The sequence below is a fragment of the Alkalidesulfovibrio alkalitolerans DSM 16529 genome, from assembly GCF_000422245.1.
GTDB classification, from domain to species: domain Bacteria; phylum Desulfobacterota; class Desulfovibrionia; order Desulfovibrionales; family Desulfovibrionaceae; genus Alkalidesulfovibrio; species Alkalidesulfovibrio alkalitolerans.
In genome coordinates this window covers 172,130-187,824 of record NZ_ATHI01000005.1, presented here as the reverse complement: position 1 = coordinate 187,824, position 15,695 = coordinate 172,130, and the positions used below count along the sequence as shown (strand labels likewise).

Genomic DNA, 15,695 nt, shown 5'->3' with positions numbered 1-15,695 from the left:
TATGGCAGGGAGCCGGGAGGCGGCTGGCAGGCGATCCGGCAGGGGGCCGGGAAGGCGGCTGGCACGCGATCCGGCGGGCTGGCGGGGAAGCGGGGAGGGGCCTCCCGGGGTCGTCCTAGTTGGCGATCTGGGGTAGTTCGGGCGGTTCGGATTCAGCGCCCGCGAGGGGCTTGGCTGGTCAGGCGCGCCCTCGCGGCACGTCCTCGGGCTGCCCTTCGGGGACGCGATCCCCTCGGGAAACACCGCCTGCCACGAGGCGTTCCTCAACCCCGAGCAGATTCAAGCGCGCCGGAACCCAAAAGCGCCTCAATCACCTCGGCCAGGGGCAGGCCCACCACGCTTGAGGAAATACGTGCATGCTTTCTATGTGTCCTGGCTTATTCTTCTTTCTGCAAAACAGATGAGGAGTTATTCTCGTTCGCTTCCTCCTTGTTTAGTATGGCAAATAATATTTCCGTTCTTTGCTTGGTGCATGAAGCTTGATGTCATAAACTCACAAATTGTTTTTGATGAGTTTACGCACAGCATCGCATGATGTTTTAGTGGTTTTTTCCCTCTGGCATGCCGATCACCCATCTCGTTACTTAGTGTAGCAATCCCATTAACAATGGAGGTTATCCCACTTATAAGTTGGAGAACGGCATTGTTTCCAGGATATTCTTTTTCATTCATGTTCATCAGAGTTTTAACTCTTTTGAACATTTTGATCAGATCGCCATCTTTTTTGTTGTTGCCAGCGGATAAATTACTTTCAAGTTCATGGAGTACACTTTCAAGTAATGTCCGTGCGTTTGTAATTGCTCCATCATAGTCGCCATTTTCAATTTTTCGATCGCATTTTACTATTTGGTCATCAATGAATGAATCAAAATCTTTGTCAGATGCATTCATTTTCTTTTTGAAGTCTATACTATGTGATTTCAAGCCATCAATAATCACTTTTCTTCCGGTATATGATAATTTGATATCATTGTGAGATAGTAGATGGTTTATATATTCGATTGTTGATGTGAAGTCGATTTCGCTCTCTATGAATCTAGCTGGATTGACTAATTCAATTAGAAAATCGCGAAATTTTCCAATTTCAATCAAGCTTTTGATCTTTTCTTCTGCATATACCCAGCGTGTTGGAAATCCTCCATTCCAGCTATATTGATCATCAAACCCAAATTGGTTAAAAAAGTCTACAAGATCAGGCCCCTTCAGGTAGGGTGCTTTTTGATTGTCCCCAGTAATTGTCTTTGCTAACAATCTGATTACATTGGGATTGATTTTGGTCATTAATCACTACCTCGTAATTGGGTGATGGTAGGGATCAAATATGGCTGGATAGCTTGGAAACAAAAAGCAAATTTATATTTTATATATAAAATATGTCAGCTTGGGTCAATCTTTCACTGGTCTCACGCTCCCCAAAGACACTGCTGTCTCAAGCACCTCGGCCAGGGGCAGGCCCACGACGTTGGTGTAGGACCCTTCCACGCTGCGCACCAGGAACGCGCCCTGGCCCTGGATGGCATAGGCTCCGGCCTTGTCCAGGGGCTCGCCCGTGGCCGCGTAGGCAGCCAGGGCCGCAGGCCCCGGATCGATCATGGTCACGCGGGTGCCGACCGCGAAGGTGCGCGCCGGGCCATCCGGCGGCACAAGCGCGCAGCCCGTGGCCACCAGGTGCTCGCGGCCCGCGAGCAGACCCAGCATGCGCCGCGCGTCGGCCTCGTCCACGGGCTTTCCCAGCATCTGGCCGCCCACGGCGACCACGGTGTCCGCGCCGATGACCAGGCTTCCGGGGTGGAGCGCCGCGACCTCCAGGGCCTTTTGCAGGGCCATGCGCATTGCATACGCCTCGGGCTTTTCATGACCCTCCGGCGGCGGCTCGGGGCAGGTGCTGGGCACGACGCGAAAGCTGATCCCGAGGCCTTGCAGCAGTTCGAGACGCCTGGGCGAGGCCGAGGCCAGAACGATATCCATGGTGGCGCGGTAGATGGCGTGCATATGAACTCCCCCTGGCCGTGCGGATGCGCGGCCAGGGGATGCCTAGCCCAGGAGCCGGAGCCGGTCAACCGCGCCGGGAATCAGACGCCGAGCAACCTCATGATCTCGTGGTTGAAGGCGGGCAGGTCCGAGGGCTGGCGCGAGGTGACGAACTGACCGTCCACCACGACCTCCGCGTCCTGGTAGTCCACGCCCGCGGCCACCATCTCCTCGCGCACCGTCTTGTAGCAGGTGGCCTTGCGGCCGCGTAGAAGCCCGGCCGAGATGAGCACCTGCGGTCCGTGGCAGATGGCCGCGATGGGCAGGCCCGCAGCCGCGAAGTCGCGGGCGATGTCCAGGGCCTTGGGAATCTCGCGCAGCTTGGCCGGAGCCTTGCCGCCGGGGATGACGAGGATCTTGTAGCCGCAGCCCTCGGCCGATTCGATCTTGTCCAGGGCCAGATTGGCCTCGACCTCGTAGCCCTGCTTGCCCGTGACCGTTCCCTTGGCCGGGGCCGCGACGTCCACCGAGAACCCCGCCTCCTGCAGGCGGTACATGGGCACGAGCAGCTCCGAGTCCTCGAAGCCGTCTGCGGTGATGATCAACGCTTTGGGATCGTACATGGCGTACTCCTTCATTCGCGGATTACGGCAATTACCGCCAGCCTATTCCACAAAAGAGCCGCCCTGGCAACGCCGGATCGAACTTCCGGATGTCCGGGATCGCGCGCAGGCGTGGAGCGGAAAAGGGAAGGAGAGGTTTGCCTTTCAGGGGCGGCACTCCGGCCTCGCGTGGGCCGGATGCCCGGTAGCGCGGCGGGCGCAGGCCGTGGGCATCTCGTTTGACCAGACGGCCGCGCGCGAGAGCGGGCCGGATCGCGGCGATGACGCCTCGGGCGGGCTGCTACGGCGCGCGCGCCGCGCCGAGCCGTCCCGGCAGATCCCAGGCCTCGGCCAGCCGGGCCACGGCGGGCGGCACCAGATCGCGCCAGGGCCGCCCCTCGGCCATGCGCGAGCGCACGTCGCTGCCGCTGATGCCCTTGTCCTCGGGCCGCACCTCCCACAGCACGTGGACCCGCAGGTCCCGCTCCCGGAAGCGCCGCTCCTTGGCCCTGCCCCAGGCGTCGTAGATGGAGACGAAGAAGAGGCTGTCCAGCGGCACGTAGTGCGCCCAAAGCTCGGGCAGGTTGACGGGAAAGGGCACGACCTCGAACTCGTCTCGCGGCACGCCCGCTTCGAGAAGCATGTCGCGGCACATGAGCATGCGCTCCCAGAAGGTCAGAGGGTTGGCCTCGGCCAGGGAACGCCGCGCGTCGGCCGCGTCCTCGCGGGTCAGCAGGGGATCGGGGTTGGTCACGCCCACGTAGAGGAAACGGCACAGCGCCTTGCCCGCCAGGAGATAGCGCAGGTGGTCGTTGTGCGGCACCTGGAAGCGGCCGTGGATCACGCCCGTCCCGGCCGGGGGAGCCGCCGGGCTCATTCGTCCTCCTCGAGGCGGAAGGCCGCGCTCCCCGCGGGCCAGTAGAGGCGCTCGTGCGGCGTGTCGCGGATGCCCAAGAGCCGCGCCCGGTCCAGGGCGTTCAGCACCAGGAGCATGAATTCCGTGCCGCGCACCGGGCCGAGGCTGCCGCGCGCAGCCGCTGCCTCATCGAAGGTCCGCACCTGGTCGCGTCTGAGCCCCGCGCCGACCATGCACAGCGGCACGGGCTCCCCGGAATGGATGAGCGGGCCGGACGAGGGCGTGGAGTGGTCCGAGGTCACGGCCAGCAAGAGGTCCTTGTCGTCGAGCAGGGGGCCGATCGTCGTGGCCAGCCCCCGGTCCAGCGACTCGATGGCCGCGACCTTGCGCGACGGACTCTTGGCGTGGGCGGCCTCGTCCGGTGCCTTGGAGTGGACATGAACGAAATCGTGCCGCGAAAGGGCCGCGCGCGCGAGCCCGATGCGCCGGGCAAGGTCCTCGCCCGGGTCCTCGCCGTCGTCGTCCGCGATGGTCTCCATGCCCAGGCAGCGGCCAAGCCCCAGGTACAGGGGGCCGGAGGCCACGATGCAGCCCGAGAGGCCGGTGCGCTCGCGAAACGGCTCGATCGCGCCCAGGCGGCCGGGGCGCTGCGTGACCAGGCCGTTGACCGGCGGCAGGCCCCGCGCCTCGCGCTCTTGGTTCTCGGGCAGGGCGGAGAGGAGGCGGAAGACGCGGCGCAGATAGCGGCCAAGGACGCGGGCCGTGCGGCGCGCGCTTTCGTCGCCGTGCGCCTCGGCCAGCGGTTCGAGGGGGTGAACCGGCCAGCCGTCCGTCATGGGGTTGGTGTCGGTGAAGCGCGGATCGGCCCCGCCCGAGACGAGCAGCACGCCGAAGAGCCCCTTGGTCGGGACGAGGCGGACAATGAGCCCTTCGTCCTCGAACGAGGCCGCCTCCGTAAATATCTTGCGGCGCAAATCGTCGTCCACGCCGGGCGGCCTGTCGGCGCGCACATGCAGGCCGTCGTTGCGTACCGTGAGAGAGCAGAAATGGGCCAGCACGGCCACCTCGTCCGGCGCGGGCGTGATCCCCGCGCCCAGGGCCTCGATGGGGCCGCGCCCGGGGAATTCCGCGTGCTCGTAGCCGAACATGGCGAAGTGGGCCAGTTCGCTCGGCAGGGCCTGGCCCAGCCTGCCCGCATGGTAGAGCCCGTTGGCCCCGGCAGCGGCCAGGGAATCCAGGCAGGGGGTGGCCGCGACCTGAAGCGGCGTGAGGCCGTCGAGCGCGGCGTGCGTCCTGTCGCCCAGGCCGTCGAGGAGTATGCAGAGGCATTTCGTGGGCATGACGCCTCATGTGTACGGCCTTGGTCGTCCGGCTGCAACCGTGGAGCCGATGCATCCCGAAATCCGATGGGAGCGGAAAAAGGCATCGGGGAATCGCATTTGCGCGCAATCGCGCGACGTGGCATGCAGGGGCATGCTCTTCGATCTGCACGTCCACACCACCTTTTCTCCGTGCAGCCGCATGACGCCCCAAGAGGCGGTCGAGGCGGCCCGCGCCCTGGGGCTTGCCGGTCTGTGCATCACGGATCACGAGACCGACGGCGCCGCCTCGGTGCTGGCGCAGGGGCTGCGCGAGGACGGGCTGTGCGTGGTGGTAGGCATGGAATATGCGACGCCGCAGGGCGATTTCCTGCTTTTTTCTCCCACGGGCGGGGGCATTCCCGGCCTCGCGCCCGGTCTTGCGGCCGCCGAGCTGTTGCCGCGCGTGCGACGGGCCGGGGGCGTGGCCGTGGCCGCGCATCCCTTCCGGCCGGGCCGGGAGACGGACGAGTCGGTGTTCCGCGACGGCCTGTGCCAAGTCATGGAGATCGCCAACGGCCGCAACCTGCCCGAGCACGACCTTCGCGCCCGAGCCCTGGCCCGGCACTACTGCCCGACCCTGACCGGCGGCAGCGACGCCCACTCCATGGAGGAGATGGGCCGTGCCCCGACCCGTTTCTTCGCGCCCGTGCGCGGCCCCGCGGACCTCGTACGGGCCCTGAACCTCGGCCTGTGCCGTCCCGCCGGGAGCCTCGCGGCGCTGCTCCACGCCTGATCGTCCCCGCCAGCCGGACGCATACTCGATCCGGACCGCGCCCCGCGCAGGTAAAGCCGCGCGTCCGAACCCAGTTTCGCAGGCCGTCGAAAAGCGTCAGATGCGAGAAAGCGCCGGAGCCGACGTGCATTTCGCATACACGAGGGTCCGGCGCTTTTGTTGCAACGCCGCAGACGGGATTTTTGGGGCGGCTGCGGATTATTCCTCGCCGCGCGACTTCTTGTATTCGGCGATCACGCGCTCGGTGACGGGCGGCGGCGCTTCCTCGTAGTGCGAGAATTCCATGGTGAACACGCCCTGACCGCCGGTCATGGAGCGAAGGTCGGGCGCGTAGCGCAGAATCTCGTTCATGGGCACGTGCGCCTTGACGTCCGTAACTCCTCCCGTGGAGTCGGAGCCCAGCACTTTGCCGCGCCGCGACGAGAGGTCGCCGATGATGTCGCCCATGTATTGGTCGGGCACAGAGACCGTGACCAGCATGTAGGGTTCGAGCAGGCGCATCCCGGCGGTTTCGCAGGCCTTCTTGAAGGCCAGGGAGCCCGCGATCTTGAAGGCCATCTCCGAGGAGTCCACGTTGTGGTATGAGCCGTCGTAGAGCACTGCCTTGAAGTCGACCACAGGGTTGCCCGAGAGGTAGCCGCGCGCGGCCGACTCCTGGATGCCCTTGTCCACGGCCGGGATGTACTGGCGGGGAATGGAGCCGCCCACGATGGCGTCCTCGAAGGCGTAGCCCGCGCCCAAAGGTTGCGGCTCGATGCGCACGAAGCAGTCGCCGAACTGGCCGCGTCCGCCGGTCTGCTTCTTGTGGCGTCCCTGCACGTCGGCCTTGCCTTTGAAGGTCTCGCGGTAGGGGACTTTGGGGGTCTTCAGCAGCACGTCCACCTTGAAACGGCGGCGGGCCTTCTCCACGGCGGTCTCGATGTGCAGCTGGCCCATGCCCGAGAGCAGGATGTCGCCCGTCTCCTCGTCGCGGAAGAGGCGCAGGGTGATGTCCTCCTCCAGGAGCTTGTGGATGGCCTGGAAGACCTTGTCTTCCTCGCCTTTCTCGGCGGCGGCCAGGGCGTAGGTGATGAGCTGCGGCGGCAGGACCGGGCGCTCGAGCACGAAACGACTCTTTTCGTCGCACAGCGTGTCGCCGGTGTGGGTGTTCTTGAGCTTGGCCACGGCCACGATGGCCCCAGGACCGAGGACTTCCTTGCAGGGCGTGGTCTCCTTGCCCTTGAGAAAGAGAAGCTGGCCGATGCGCTCCTTGCCGTCGCGATCGGGGTTGGCCAGGGTCATATCGCCCGAAAGCTGGCCCGAAAGCACGCGCAGCACCGAGAGGTGTCCGGCGTAGGGGTCGGCGATGGTCTTGCAAACGAAGGCGGCCACGGGCTCGTCCGGCGAGGAAATTCGCTGTGAGCCGTCGTCGCCCGTGAAGGGAGCATGGCCAAGCGGCGAGGGCAAAAGCCCCTGGATGGCGTCCAGAAGCAGTCCGCCGCCCTTGTTCTCCAGGGCGGAGCCCACGGCCACGGGCACGAGCGCGCCCGAAGCCACACCGAGCGAAAGGCCCTTCTCTATCTGTTCGGGAGTGAGCTGGCCCTCTTCGAGGTAGGCCTCCATCAGCGCTTCGTCGGACTCGGCGATGTTCTCGATCATGGTTTCACGCATCAAGGAGAGGTCGTCGACCATGTCGGCGGGGACATCCGTGGGCGTGAGCCCTCCCTTGCCGTCGAAGGAGTAGGCCTTGCCCGCGAGCACGTCTACCACGCCGCTGAAGCTCTCGCGTTGGCCAATGGGCATGTGCAGGAGCACGGGCTTTACGCCGAGCTGCTCCGAGATGCTCGCAAGGGCCATGTCGAAATCGGCCCGGTCGCGGTCCATCTTGTTGATGAAGATCAGGCCGGGAAGTCCGGCCTGCTTGACCTGCGACCATATCTTGCGGGTCAGGGGCTTGACTCCGTCCACGGCATCGATGACCAGCACCACGCCGTCGGCGGCGGTCAGGAGAAAGGCGGCGTCGCCGATGAAGTTGTTGTCGCCGGGAGAGTCGATGAGATAGTGGGGGTTCTTTTTCCAGAGCAGGCGTGCGAAGCCGGGCTGGATGCTGCCGCGCCGTTTGACTTCCTCGGGTTCATGGTCGAGGCAGGTGGTCCCTTCCTCGATTTTACCGAGCCTGTCCAGGGAACCGGCAGTGAAGAGAAGCATCTCCGCCACCGAGGTCTTTCCCGAGCCGCCATGTCCGACCAGCGCGTATGTGCGCTGGGATGCAAGCAGGTCCAGCATGCAGCACTCCTGATGTCAGTTGGAACGTCCGTCAGAACCCTTTGCCATCGTCTCCCGCTTTGGAGTATGAACTCCGTGAGTTTCCAAGGCTTCAAGCTATAGGTAGTCCGACGCGAGATTGTCAAGCGTTGCCGACTTGCAGGTATTCTGATAATAAATTGAAATTGTTGGCCATTTGCCATAAAGCGGCAAGCCAGGCCAGGAGGAGATCATGTTCAGACTGTTTTGGATCATGGTTTTCGCGGCCTTTTTGGCGGGATGCGGCAGCGCCACACCCTGGGGTGCCGTGTACGGCACGGTCGTGGATGAGCGCAGCACCGCCCAGATCGCCCAGGACAGGCAGATCAAAACCAGGATAGAGGCGGCCTACGCCTCGGACAGCGAAGTCAGCTACTTCGGCATCACGCCCTATGCGTTCCTGAACGAGGCATATATCGTGGGCGAGTATTCGAGTGAGATGGAGCGCGACAAGGCGCTGCAGATCGCGCGGACCACCGAGGGAGTCTACCGGGTCCACCATTATCTGCTGCCCAAGCAGGACTCGGAGTGCGGTTTCATGGACCGCCAACAGATGCGGGCCGAGCTGAACTACGAACTGTACGGGACTTCGGGCGTCTCGGCCACGAACATCGAGTTGTCCATCGTGCAGTGTGACGTGGTGCTGGTGGGTATAGTGGGCAGCCAGGCCGAGATAGACAAGGCCATCTCCATCGTCAAGGCCATCGAAGGCGTCAAGAACGTGAAGTCGTTCCTGCGGACTATGCCCCGGCCTGGGACGACCGGTTCGCGCAAGAGTTGATTTCGAGCCGCCGCCGCCCCCACACGGCCTGACCGAGCGAAACGCAGGCGTCTCCGGGCGGAAGCTCGGTGTGACACAGCACGCGCAGGCCGCGCCCGGAAAGGGAGCGGACCAGTTTTTGGGCCAGGGTCATGTTCAAAAGGCACCCCCCGGAAAGTCCCACCGTGTCCACGGCGGCGATCTCGGCCGCGCGCGCGGCCATCTCGGTCAGCCCGGCGGCCAGTCCCAGGTGGAAGCGACGCGCGGCCTGCGCGGGTGTGGCCGCGCGGTCGGCCCAAAGGGCGGCCAGAAGAGCCCTGGCATCGAGCACGAGGCGGTCGTTCTCTTCCATGAGCGGGCAGGGGTAGGCGCTTCCTTCGAGCGGGTCCTGGATCTGTTCGAGGACGATGGCCGCCTGCGCCTCGTAGCCGATGGTCATGGAGAGGCCAAGCAGTCCGGCCGCGGCGTCGAAGAGCCGACCACAACTCGTGGTCGCGGGACTGTTCAATCCCTTGTCGAGCATCTGGCCGACCACGTTCGAGGCGGCCGCAAAGCTTTGCAGCCAGGGCCAGGGTCGCGCGCCCGGCGCGCGCTCGCCCAGCTCGAGGAGCGCGGCCTGGGCCACGCGCCAGGGTTCGCGGATGGCCGCCTCGCCGCCAGGCAGGCGAAGCGTGGTCAGGCAACCGAGCCGGGCGTGGTCGAGCGATTCGGTGTCCACGAGCAGGCATTCGCCGCCCCACAGCGTGCCGTCCTCGCCGTAGCCGGTGCCGTCCAGGGCCAGAACCACGGCCCGGCCCTCGAAGCGGTTCTCAGCCAGCACGGCGTGGGCGTGGGCATAGTGGTGTTGCAGCGGGGCCACGGGCAACCCTCCGGGATATCCGGCCTGTTCCAGGGCATGGCGCGTGGTCAGGTAGTCCGGGTGCAGGTCGTGGACCATGAACTCGGGCTGCACGCGCAGGATGTCCGCGAGGTGGGCCGCGATCTCCTGCCAGAAGGCGAAGGTCTGCAAGTTCTCCATGTCGCCGATGTGCTGGCTCACGAAGGCCTGGTCGCCCTTGGTCAGGCACAGGGTGTTCTTGAGCTCCGGTCCCGTGCCGAGCACGCAGGGGCCGTGGCGCGAGAGGAACACCGGACGCGGGGTGTAGCCGCGCGCGCGGCGCAGGAACACGGGCGCGTGGCGTTGCGCGTCCACGCGCACCACGCTGTCGTCGGCCCGGATGAGGATGTCGCGATCATGCAGCAAGAAGACGTCTGCGATGGCCGAGAGTCGCGCCAAGGCTTCGCGGTTGCCAAGCGCGATAGGATCGCCCGAGACGTTGCCCGATGTCATGACCAGGGCCAGGGGGGGGCTGTACAGCGCCGCATACTCGTGCAGCAGCGCATGCTGTAGCGGCGCGTAGGGCAGCATGAGTCCCACGAAGTCCGTGTCCGGGGCGATACCGTGAGCGAGCGACGCGTCCGGGCGTTTTGCGCAGAGCACGATGGGGCGCTCGGCCGAGGTGAGGAGCCGGGCCTCTTCCGGGCCGATCTCGGCCACGGCTCGCGCCTGGGCCAGATCGGGAACCATGATCGCCAGGGGCTTGTCCTTGCGGTGCTTGCGGGTCCGCAATTCCTCCACTGCGCGCTCGTTTCGCGCGTCCACGACCAGATGAAAGCCGCCAAGCCCCTTCATCGCCGCGATGCCGCCCTCGGCCAGGGTTCTCGCGCAGGCCGCCACGGCCTCGCGGCCCTCGGCCAACCCCTGGCCTGCCGCGTCCGTGAGCCACACGCGCGGCCCGCACTCGGGGCAGGCGTTGGGCTGAGCGTGGAAGCGGCGGTCGAGCGGATTTTCGTATTCCGCGCGACAAGCCTCGCAGAGCGGGAAGCAGGCCATGGAGGTCACGGGGCGGTCGTAGGGGATGGAGCGGGTGATGGTGTAGCGTGGGCCGCAGTTGGTGCAGTTGATGAACGGGTAGAGGTGGCGGCGGTCGGCGGGGTCGTTGAACTCGGCCAGACAGTCTTCGCAGGTCGCGGTGTCGGGCGAGATGAGCACGCTGTGCCCCTCGCCCGCATGGCTTTTGGCGATGACGAAGGTCGATTCGTCCTCACGGGGCGAAACATCCTGTACGGACAAGGTGACGATGCGCGCGAGCGGCGGCAGTTCGGCTTGCAGCCGTCCGGCAAAGGCCGCGACCATGGGCTCGTCGCCCTGGATTTCGATGACCACGCCCTCCGGGGCGTTTCGCACCTCTCCGCTGAGCCCGCCTTCCATGGCCAGGCGATAGACGAAAGGACGAAATCCGACGCCCTGCACCTGGCCGGTGACGACGAGCCGTTGACGAGCCGTTCTGCTTTTTTCCATGTGTGGTTCCAGAGATTCTTTTGGCCCCAAGAGCGTCCCTGCGTCAATGTTCACCATGCGACCGCGTCCGGGGCGGCTTGCGGGCGAGAAACGCGCCCGCCGCGGTATGGGGGCAGCGCGTTTTCCACCGCCCGCGGCCTGTGGCGCGACGCTCGCCAACACCCATAACCAATCGGTATTGAATACGATTCCAGCATGGCACGAGCCATGCTCAAGCATCGACGTCGCGGAGGGTAGCCACGGCCCTGAATGACCTGCGCGGAGGCGTTCAAGGGCGGTGGTTTTGGCCCGAACGCGCGGGAGAATGGCCGATGCGCGTGTGCCTGGCCACATATCGGGACCGGATCGCCGTGCTGCTCGAGAATGCCGCCGAATTCAGGTTTTTCGAGGCCGTCAGGGGCGTCTTCGAGGCGCGGGGGTTCGCGCCTCGGCCCGAGGCGAGCGACATGGACGTGCAGGACGGCGACGCGGCCGAGGAGGTAGTGCGCATCCTGTGCGCGGCCCGGACGGACCTCTTGGTTTGCGGAGGCTTGTGCCCGAGTCTTGCGCGGCTTCTTTCCGGGGCCGGGGTGGCGGTCATGCCCTGGGTCGGCGGGCAGGTCATGGACGTGCTCTGCGCGCTTTCGATGGGCGATCTCTCGCGACTGGTCCTGCCCGGCTGCGCTTACGAACCTCCGTCGATCTTAAAAGGTTTCACCGCGTCGCCGCCGCGCCGCGCGGCCATGCAAAGGAGCATCGCTCCGCCCGGCCAAGCTCCGAGAGCCTGCGCCTGACGCCTCGGTATCTCTTTTCATATTGAACGCTGCAACGGAACATGGAGGGTTTCATGGATATGCTGCGCGAACGCTTCGGGGCCGACCTGCTGCGGCTGGAAAAGCTGCTTCATGAGCGCTACGGCATGAACGCCGCAGCCTTCGACGCGAATGGAGCAAGGGTGACGACCTTTGTCAATTGGGGCAATTCCTTGTGTCCTGTCATCAAGGACAACCCCGCCTCGGCCAGTGCTATTTGCGCCGTGGCCAACGGTCATTTCATGCGCCAGGCCAGGGAAACGGGCTTGCCCGTTTCGGGCGAGTGCGACGCGGGGCTTTGCAAATTCTGCGTGCCTGTGAAGGTGAATGGGGATTTTCTGGGTGTCGTGGGAGGATGTGGCCGACTGCCCGCCTCGGGAGAGGTGGACACGCTGTGCATTGCGTCGGCGAACGGCCTTTCCGGCGAAAAGATCGGGATCCTGGCTCAGGATTGCCGTCCCATCACAGACGATGAATTGGCCGAGGCGGTCGCCTTGGCGCGGGACCAAGTGTCTCGGATGACCAGCGGAGCTGCCTGAAGAGCGCCTCGCAAGGCGAGGGAGGTGGAGCATGTTTCAGCGTATAGTGCTTTTGATCACGCCGTCGGGAATGTGCGCGGACGCGTCCGAAGCGGCCGTGGCCCTGGCCTCGCACTGCCGGGCCAGGTTGTACGTCTTGTGTGTGCTGCACGAGGCCGGGCATTGCTGGGATACGCTTTTCGGGACGCCGCCGCCAGAGGAGGCGGAAGAGCGCAAGGCCGTGCTGGAGGCGTATTTCCGCGAGCGCCTGGGCGGCGGGACCGGATGCGCCGTGGAGACGACCTGCGGCTTCACGGAAGTGGAGGCGCAGCGCTTCGCCTGGCGTATGGGCGCGGACCTCATCGTGGCGGGCTGGGATATGGAGGAGGGCAAGCCATTCTCTCAGGACCGGGCCAGACATCTGCACACGCTGAACCGTCTCTGTCTGGGCGCGCGTTGCCCGGTGCTCGTCGTATCGAAGCCGTTTGGCCGTATGCCGCTTCGATTTTCTCGCATCCTCGCGGCCACGGACTTCTCGCGCGAATCGGATCACGCAGTGCGTTACGCGGCCGAGCTCGCCGAGGGGCTGGAGGCCAAGCTGCGCATCCTGCATGTGGTCGAGTCGCCTCGGCCGCTGACCGATGAGGCCGTCGGCGACATCCGGCGCACCCTGGCCGCGCATTACGCCAAAGACGTGGCCGGGCGCCCCTTCGAGGCCTTCGACGTCTCGTCCGGGGAGCCCCGCCAAACCATTGTCGAGCACGCCCTCGATACGGAGGCGGACCTGATCGTCATGGCCCATCGCCGCGCCGAAAACAGCGTCTTCGAACCTGAGGCAGATTCCGTGCTGGCCTATGTCTCGCAGAACGCGGCCTGTCCTACCCTGAGCCTCAACCGCTCTGCCGGGGGCCGCTGAAAACGCACCACCTGCGCCGAGGCGTGAAAAATCCGCGATGGCTGCGTTGTTTCGAGCCGGGCAAATCCTCGCGTATTTGTAATACGCGTCGGCCTTGCCCGCCTCTCTCGCCTTGCCCTCGCGGTTTTTGACGCCTCGCCTGGACTGTCGAATCGGGGCTTTGCCCCGCATCCCGCCGGAGGCTCACCCCCGGGGAGATGATTTCCCCGGATCCCGATGTTTCGCAGGTCGTTCCAAAGGCGCCGGATGCAAGGCGCAAGAAAGCGCCGGGCCCGACGCGTATATGACATACGCGAGGGGTCGGCGCTTTCGCGGCAACGCAGCAGACGGTGCTTTTGGGACGGCCTGCCCCCTGGCGGAGGAGGTCAGGAGGAGGCCGGAGCCTCCTCCTGAAGTTTCGTCAGGAACCGCAGTCCTGGCCGCCGCAGGTGAACTCGGGCGAGAAGCGGCGCAGGCCACCGGAGAGGAACGCCTCCACGGCCCGCGAGACGGGCTGTCCGACTTCCCCCAGGAAGACGTCGATGCCGACCTGCGAGAAGCCCATGAGCGGCCGCATGCCCATGCCGCCCGCGATGAGCGCGTTCACGCCGTTCTGGGCCAGGTAGTTGACCGGGGCCATGCAGCCGCCGTGCTCGTGCGGCATGTTCGGCAGCGTGGTGACGCCGGACACTTCGCCGTTCTTTACTTCGACCAGGGTGAAGAGTTCGCAATGGCCGAAGTGCTGCCCGACGGGGGCGAGGAGCCCTCCGGGCTGTTCCGATGGAATTGCGATCAGGGTTGTGCTCACACCAGTTCTCCTTTGGTGGTTTCGTGAACGCCCGCGCGATCCGCGCCCGGCGCGGCCCGCTCAATGGCGTTCCATATCTCGCGCAGCGTCCCGGCCAGGGGCGAAGCGTGGATTTCGGTTATGGCCTTGCGCTCGAGCATGGCCTTCGTCATGGCCGGATCGAAGGGGAGTTTTCCAGCCAGGATGTAACCCTTGTCGCGGCACAGACTTTCGATGGCGGCGGTACGTTCGGGATTGAGGTCGTGCTTGTTGACAATCACGGCCACGGGCACCCGGAAGTGGCCGCAGAGTTCGGCCACGCGCGCAAGGTCGTGGATTCCCGAGGGCGTGGGCTCGGTCACGGCCACGGCAAGGCTCGCGCCGCCAAGCGAACTGATGACCGGGCACCCGATGCCCGGCGAGCCGTCGGACAGGATGAGTTCGAGGCCGTGCTGTTCGGCCAGGGCGCGAGCCTCGCGACGCAAAAGCGTGACCAGGCGGCCGGAATTCTCCGAACCGGGGAAGAGCCGGGCATGGATCATCGGACCGAAGCGCGTCTCGCTTCGATACCACTCGCCGCAACGCCGCTCGGGAAACTCCACCGCCCCTTCGGGGCACCAGACCACGCAGACCTTGCAGCCCTCGCAGCGCACGGGATCGATGACGAACTTGCCGTCCTTGGGCGAGATGGCATTGAAACGGCAGACCGAGGCGCAGATGCCACAGCTTTCGCAGGCGGCCGGGTCGATGCGCGCTTCGTTGCCGGAGATGAAATCTTCGCGCCGATTGATTTGGGGATCCAGGAGGATGTGCAGGTCCGGCGCGTCCACATCCAGGTCGCAAACGACCTTGTTCGGGGCCAGGTGGGCGAAGGCCGCGAGGATGGACGTCTTGCCGGTGCCGCCCTTGCCGCTGACCACGACGATTTCATGCATGGGATTGCTCCTCGGCGAGCGCCGGAATGGACGCCGCCAGCGAGACGAAGATTTCGCCGAGCCGCTCGCTGGCATGGGCGATGACTTCTCCCCTGGAGTAGCGTTGCGCTATGTCCCGCTCGAAGGGGATGTGGGCCAGCACGGGCAGCCCTTTGTCGCGGCAGAGTTTTTCCACCGAGTCGTCGCCGAGCCCCGCGCGGTTGACGACCACGGCCATGGGCTTGCAAAGCGGCGTGAAGGCCTCCACGGCCAGGGCAAAGTCGTGAAATCCGAAAGGCGTGGGTTCGGCCACGAGGACGATGCAGTCGCTTTCCGCCACCGCGGTCATGGCCGGGCAACTCACGCCCGGAGGCGCATCGATGATCGCGTCGCACGGCCCCTTGCCCAGCAGGGCAAAGAGACGGCGCAGTACTTCGCGCATTAGGGGCGGACTCATGGCCTCGCCCACGCGCAAACGGCCCATGAGGAAATGCGCATCGCCCGCCATGCCGGATTCCACGCTGCCCAGTTCGCGCTTGCCGGACGAGAGGGCCTGATGTTCGCAAATGCCCAGGCATCCGCCGCAGCCGTGGCACATCTCGGGAAAGACGACCAGCCTGCCGCCGAGGATGCCCAGGGCCTTGAACTGGCAAAGCTCTGTGCAGGCCCCGTAGAGCGTGCAGCGCACCGGATCGGGCACGGGAATTTCGAGCCAGGCGTGCTCGATGCTTTCGATGCGGGGAGCAAGGAAGAGGTCCAGGTTGGGCTCCTCCACGTCGAGATCGACGGCAACCACGGGCCGGGGCCACACGGCCGCGAGCGAGGCCGCGACAGTGGTCTTGCCCGTGCCCCCCTTGCCGCTGGCGATGGCGACGATCATGGC

At 65.2% G+C, this 15,695-nt stretch carries 15 protein-coding genes; 5 read left to right on the top strand and 10 right to left on the bottom strand.

All coding sequences use genetic code 11. The annotated features are described in order from the left end of the window. Positions 1-408 precede the first annotated feature (408 nt). The 5 genes from DSAT_RS15085 to DSAT_RS03810 form a co-directional block, all read right to left on the bottom strand. A complete protein-coding gene (locus DSAT_RS15085) occupies positions 409-1,281 on the bottom strand; it encodes an abortive infection family protein (protein WP_020886271.1) in 873 nt (290 codons plus the stop codon). Between the two features lie 105 nt (positions 1,282-1,386). Further along, positions 1,387-1,992, bottom strand: coding sequence for a Maf family protein (locus tag DSAT_RS03825; protein WP_020886270.1), 606 nt, complete (start codon positions 1,990-1,992; stop codon positions 1,387-1,389). Between the two features lie 80 nt (positions 1,993-2,072). Then, complete coding sequence (locus tag DSAT_RS03820) at positions 2,073-2,594, bottom strand: type 1 glutamine amidotransferase domain-containing protein (protein WP_020886269.1); 522 nt, start codon at positions 2,592-2,594, stop codon at positions 2,073-2,075. Between the two features lie 280 nt (positions 2,595-2,874). After that, positions 2,875-3,450 (bottom strand): nucleotidyl transferase family protein, encoded by a 576-nt coding sequence (locus tag DSAT_RS03815; RefSeq protein WP_020886268.1) that lies wholly within the window; start codon positions 3,448-3,450, stop codon positions 2,875-2,877. After that, a complete protein-coding gene (locus DSAT_RS03810; RefSeq protein ID WP_020886267.1) occupies positions 3,447-4,769 on the bottom strand; it encodes a BPG-independent phosphoglycerate mutase family protein in 1,323 nt (440 codons plus the stop codon). The genes DSAT_RS03815 and DSAT_RS03810 overlap by 4 nt, the downstream gene beginning before the upstream one ends. A 133-nt stretch (positions 4,770-4,902) precedes the next feature. Between DSAT_RS03810 and DSAT_RS03805 the strand changes: the two genes are divergently transcribed. Then, the gene (locus DSAT_RS03805) at positions 4,903-5,523 is read left to right on the top strand and encodes a PHP domain-containing protein (protein ID WP_020886266.1); all 621 of its coding nucleotides are present in this window, start codon (positions 4,903-4,905) and stop codon (positions 5,521-5,523) included. 198 nt (positions 5,524-5,721) lie between these two features. Here the strand turns inward: DSAT_RS03805 and DSAT_RS03800 are convergent, their stop codons facing one another. After that, on the bottom strand, positions 5,722-7,788 hold the full coding sequence (locus tag DSAT_RS03800; RefSeq protein ID WP_020886265.1) for an elongation factor G: 2,067 nt from the start codon (positions 7,786-7,788) through the stop codon (positions 5,722-5,724). Between the two features lie 211 nt (positions 7,789-7,999). On the opposite strand from DSAT_RS03800, the gene DSAT_RS03795 reads away from it, so the two are divergent. Further along, entirely contained in the window at positions 8,000-8,587 is a 588-nt protein-coding gene (locus tag DSAT_RS03795; RefSeq protein ID WP_020886264.1) for a BON domain-containing protein, read from the top strand. On the opposite strand, the gene hypF is transcribed toward DSAT_RS03795, so the two are convergent. Next, positions 8,547-10,907 carry a carbamoyltransferase HypF gene (gene hypF, locus DSAT_RS03790; protein WP_020886263.1) on the bottom strand — a complete coding sequence of 787 codons (2,361 nt, stop codon included), beginning with the start codon at positions 10,905-10,907 and terminating at the stop codon, positions 8,547-8,549. The two genes, DSAT_RS03795 and hypF, sit on opposite strands and share 41 nt — an antisense overlap. Before the next feature lie 311 nt (positions 10,908-11,218). Here hypF and DSAT_RS03785 point away from each other — a divergent pair, with 311 nt between their 5' ends. Genes DSAT_RS03785 through DSAT_RS03775 form a run of 3 tightly spaced genes read left to right on the top strand, consistent with a single transcriptional unit; the run spans position 11,219 to position 13,132 of the window. Beyond that, on the top strand, positions 11,219-11,680 hold the full coding sequence (locus DSAT_RS03785) for a hypothetical protein (RefSeq protein WP_020886262.1): 462 nt from the start codon (positions 11,219-11,221) through the stop codon (positions 11,678-11,680). Positions 11,681-11,739: 59 nt separating this feature from the next. After that, positions 11,740-12,237: a PocR ligand-binding domain-containing protein gene (locus tag DSAT_RS03780; protein ID WP_040370755.1), complete on the top strand. Its 498-nt coding sequence runs from the start codon at positions 11,740-11,742 to the stop codon at positions 12,235-12,237. A 31-nt stretch (positions 12,238-12,268) separates the two neighbouring features. After that, the gene (locus tag DSAT_RS03775) at positions 12,269-13,132 is read left to right on the top strand and encodes a universal stress protein (protein ID WP_020886260.1); all 864 of its coding nucleotides are present in this window, start codon (positions 12,269-12,271) and stop codon (positions 13,130-13,132) included. Positions 13,133-13,532: 400 nt separating this feature from the next. Here the strand turns inward: DSAT_RS03775 and DSAT_RS03770 are convergent, their stop codons facing one another. From DSAT_RS03770 to DSAT_RS03760, 3 genes are read right to left on the bottom strand one after another with little or no spacing between them, the layout of a single operon-like run. Beyond that, positions 13,533-13,919: a NifB/NifX family molybdenum-iron cluster-binding protein gene (locus DSAT_RS03770; RefSeq protein ID WP_020886259.1), complete on the bottom strand. Its 387-nt coding sequence runs from the start codon at positions 13,917-13,919 to the stop codon at positions 13,533-13,535. Beyond that, entirely contained in the window at positions 13,916-14,833 is a 918-nt protein-coding gene (locus tag DSAT_RS03765; RefSeq protein ID WP_020886258.1) for an ATP-binding protein, read from the bottom strand. The genes DSAT_RS03770 and DSAT_RS03765 overlap by 4 nt, the downstream gene beginning before the upstream one ends. After that, positions 14,826-15,692: a nucleotide-binding protein gene (locus DSAT_RS03760; RefSeq protein ID WP_020886257.1), complete on the bottom strand. Its 867-nt coding sequence runs from the start codon at positions 15,690-15,692 to the stop codon at positions 14,826-14,828. The genes DSAT_RS03765 and DSAT_RS03760 overlap by 8 nt, the downstream gene beginning before the upstream one ends. Positions 15,693-15,695: the final 3 nt, after the last annotated feature.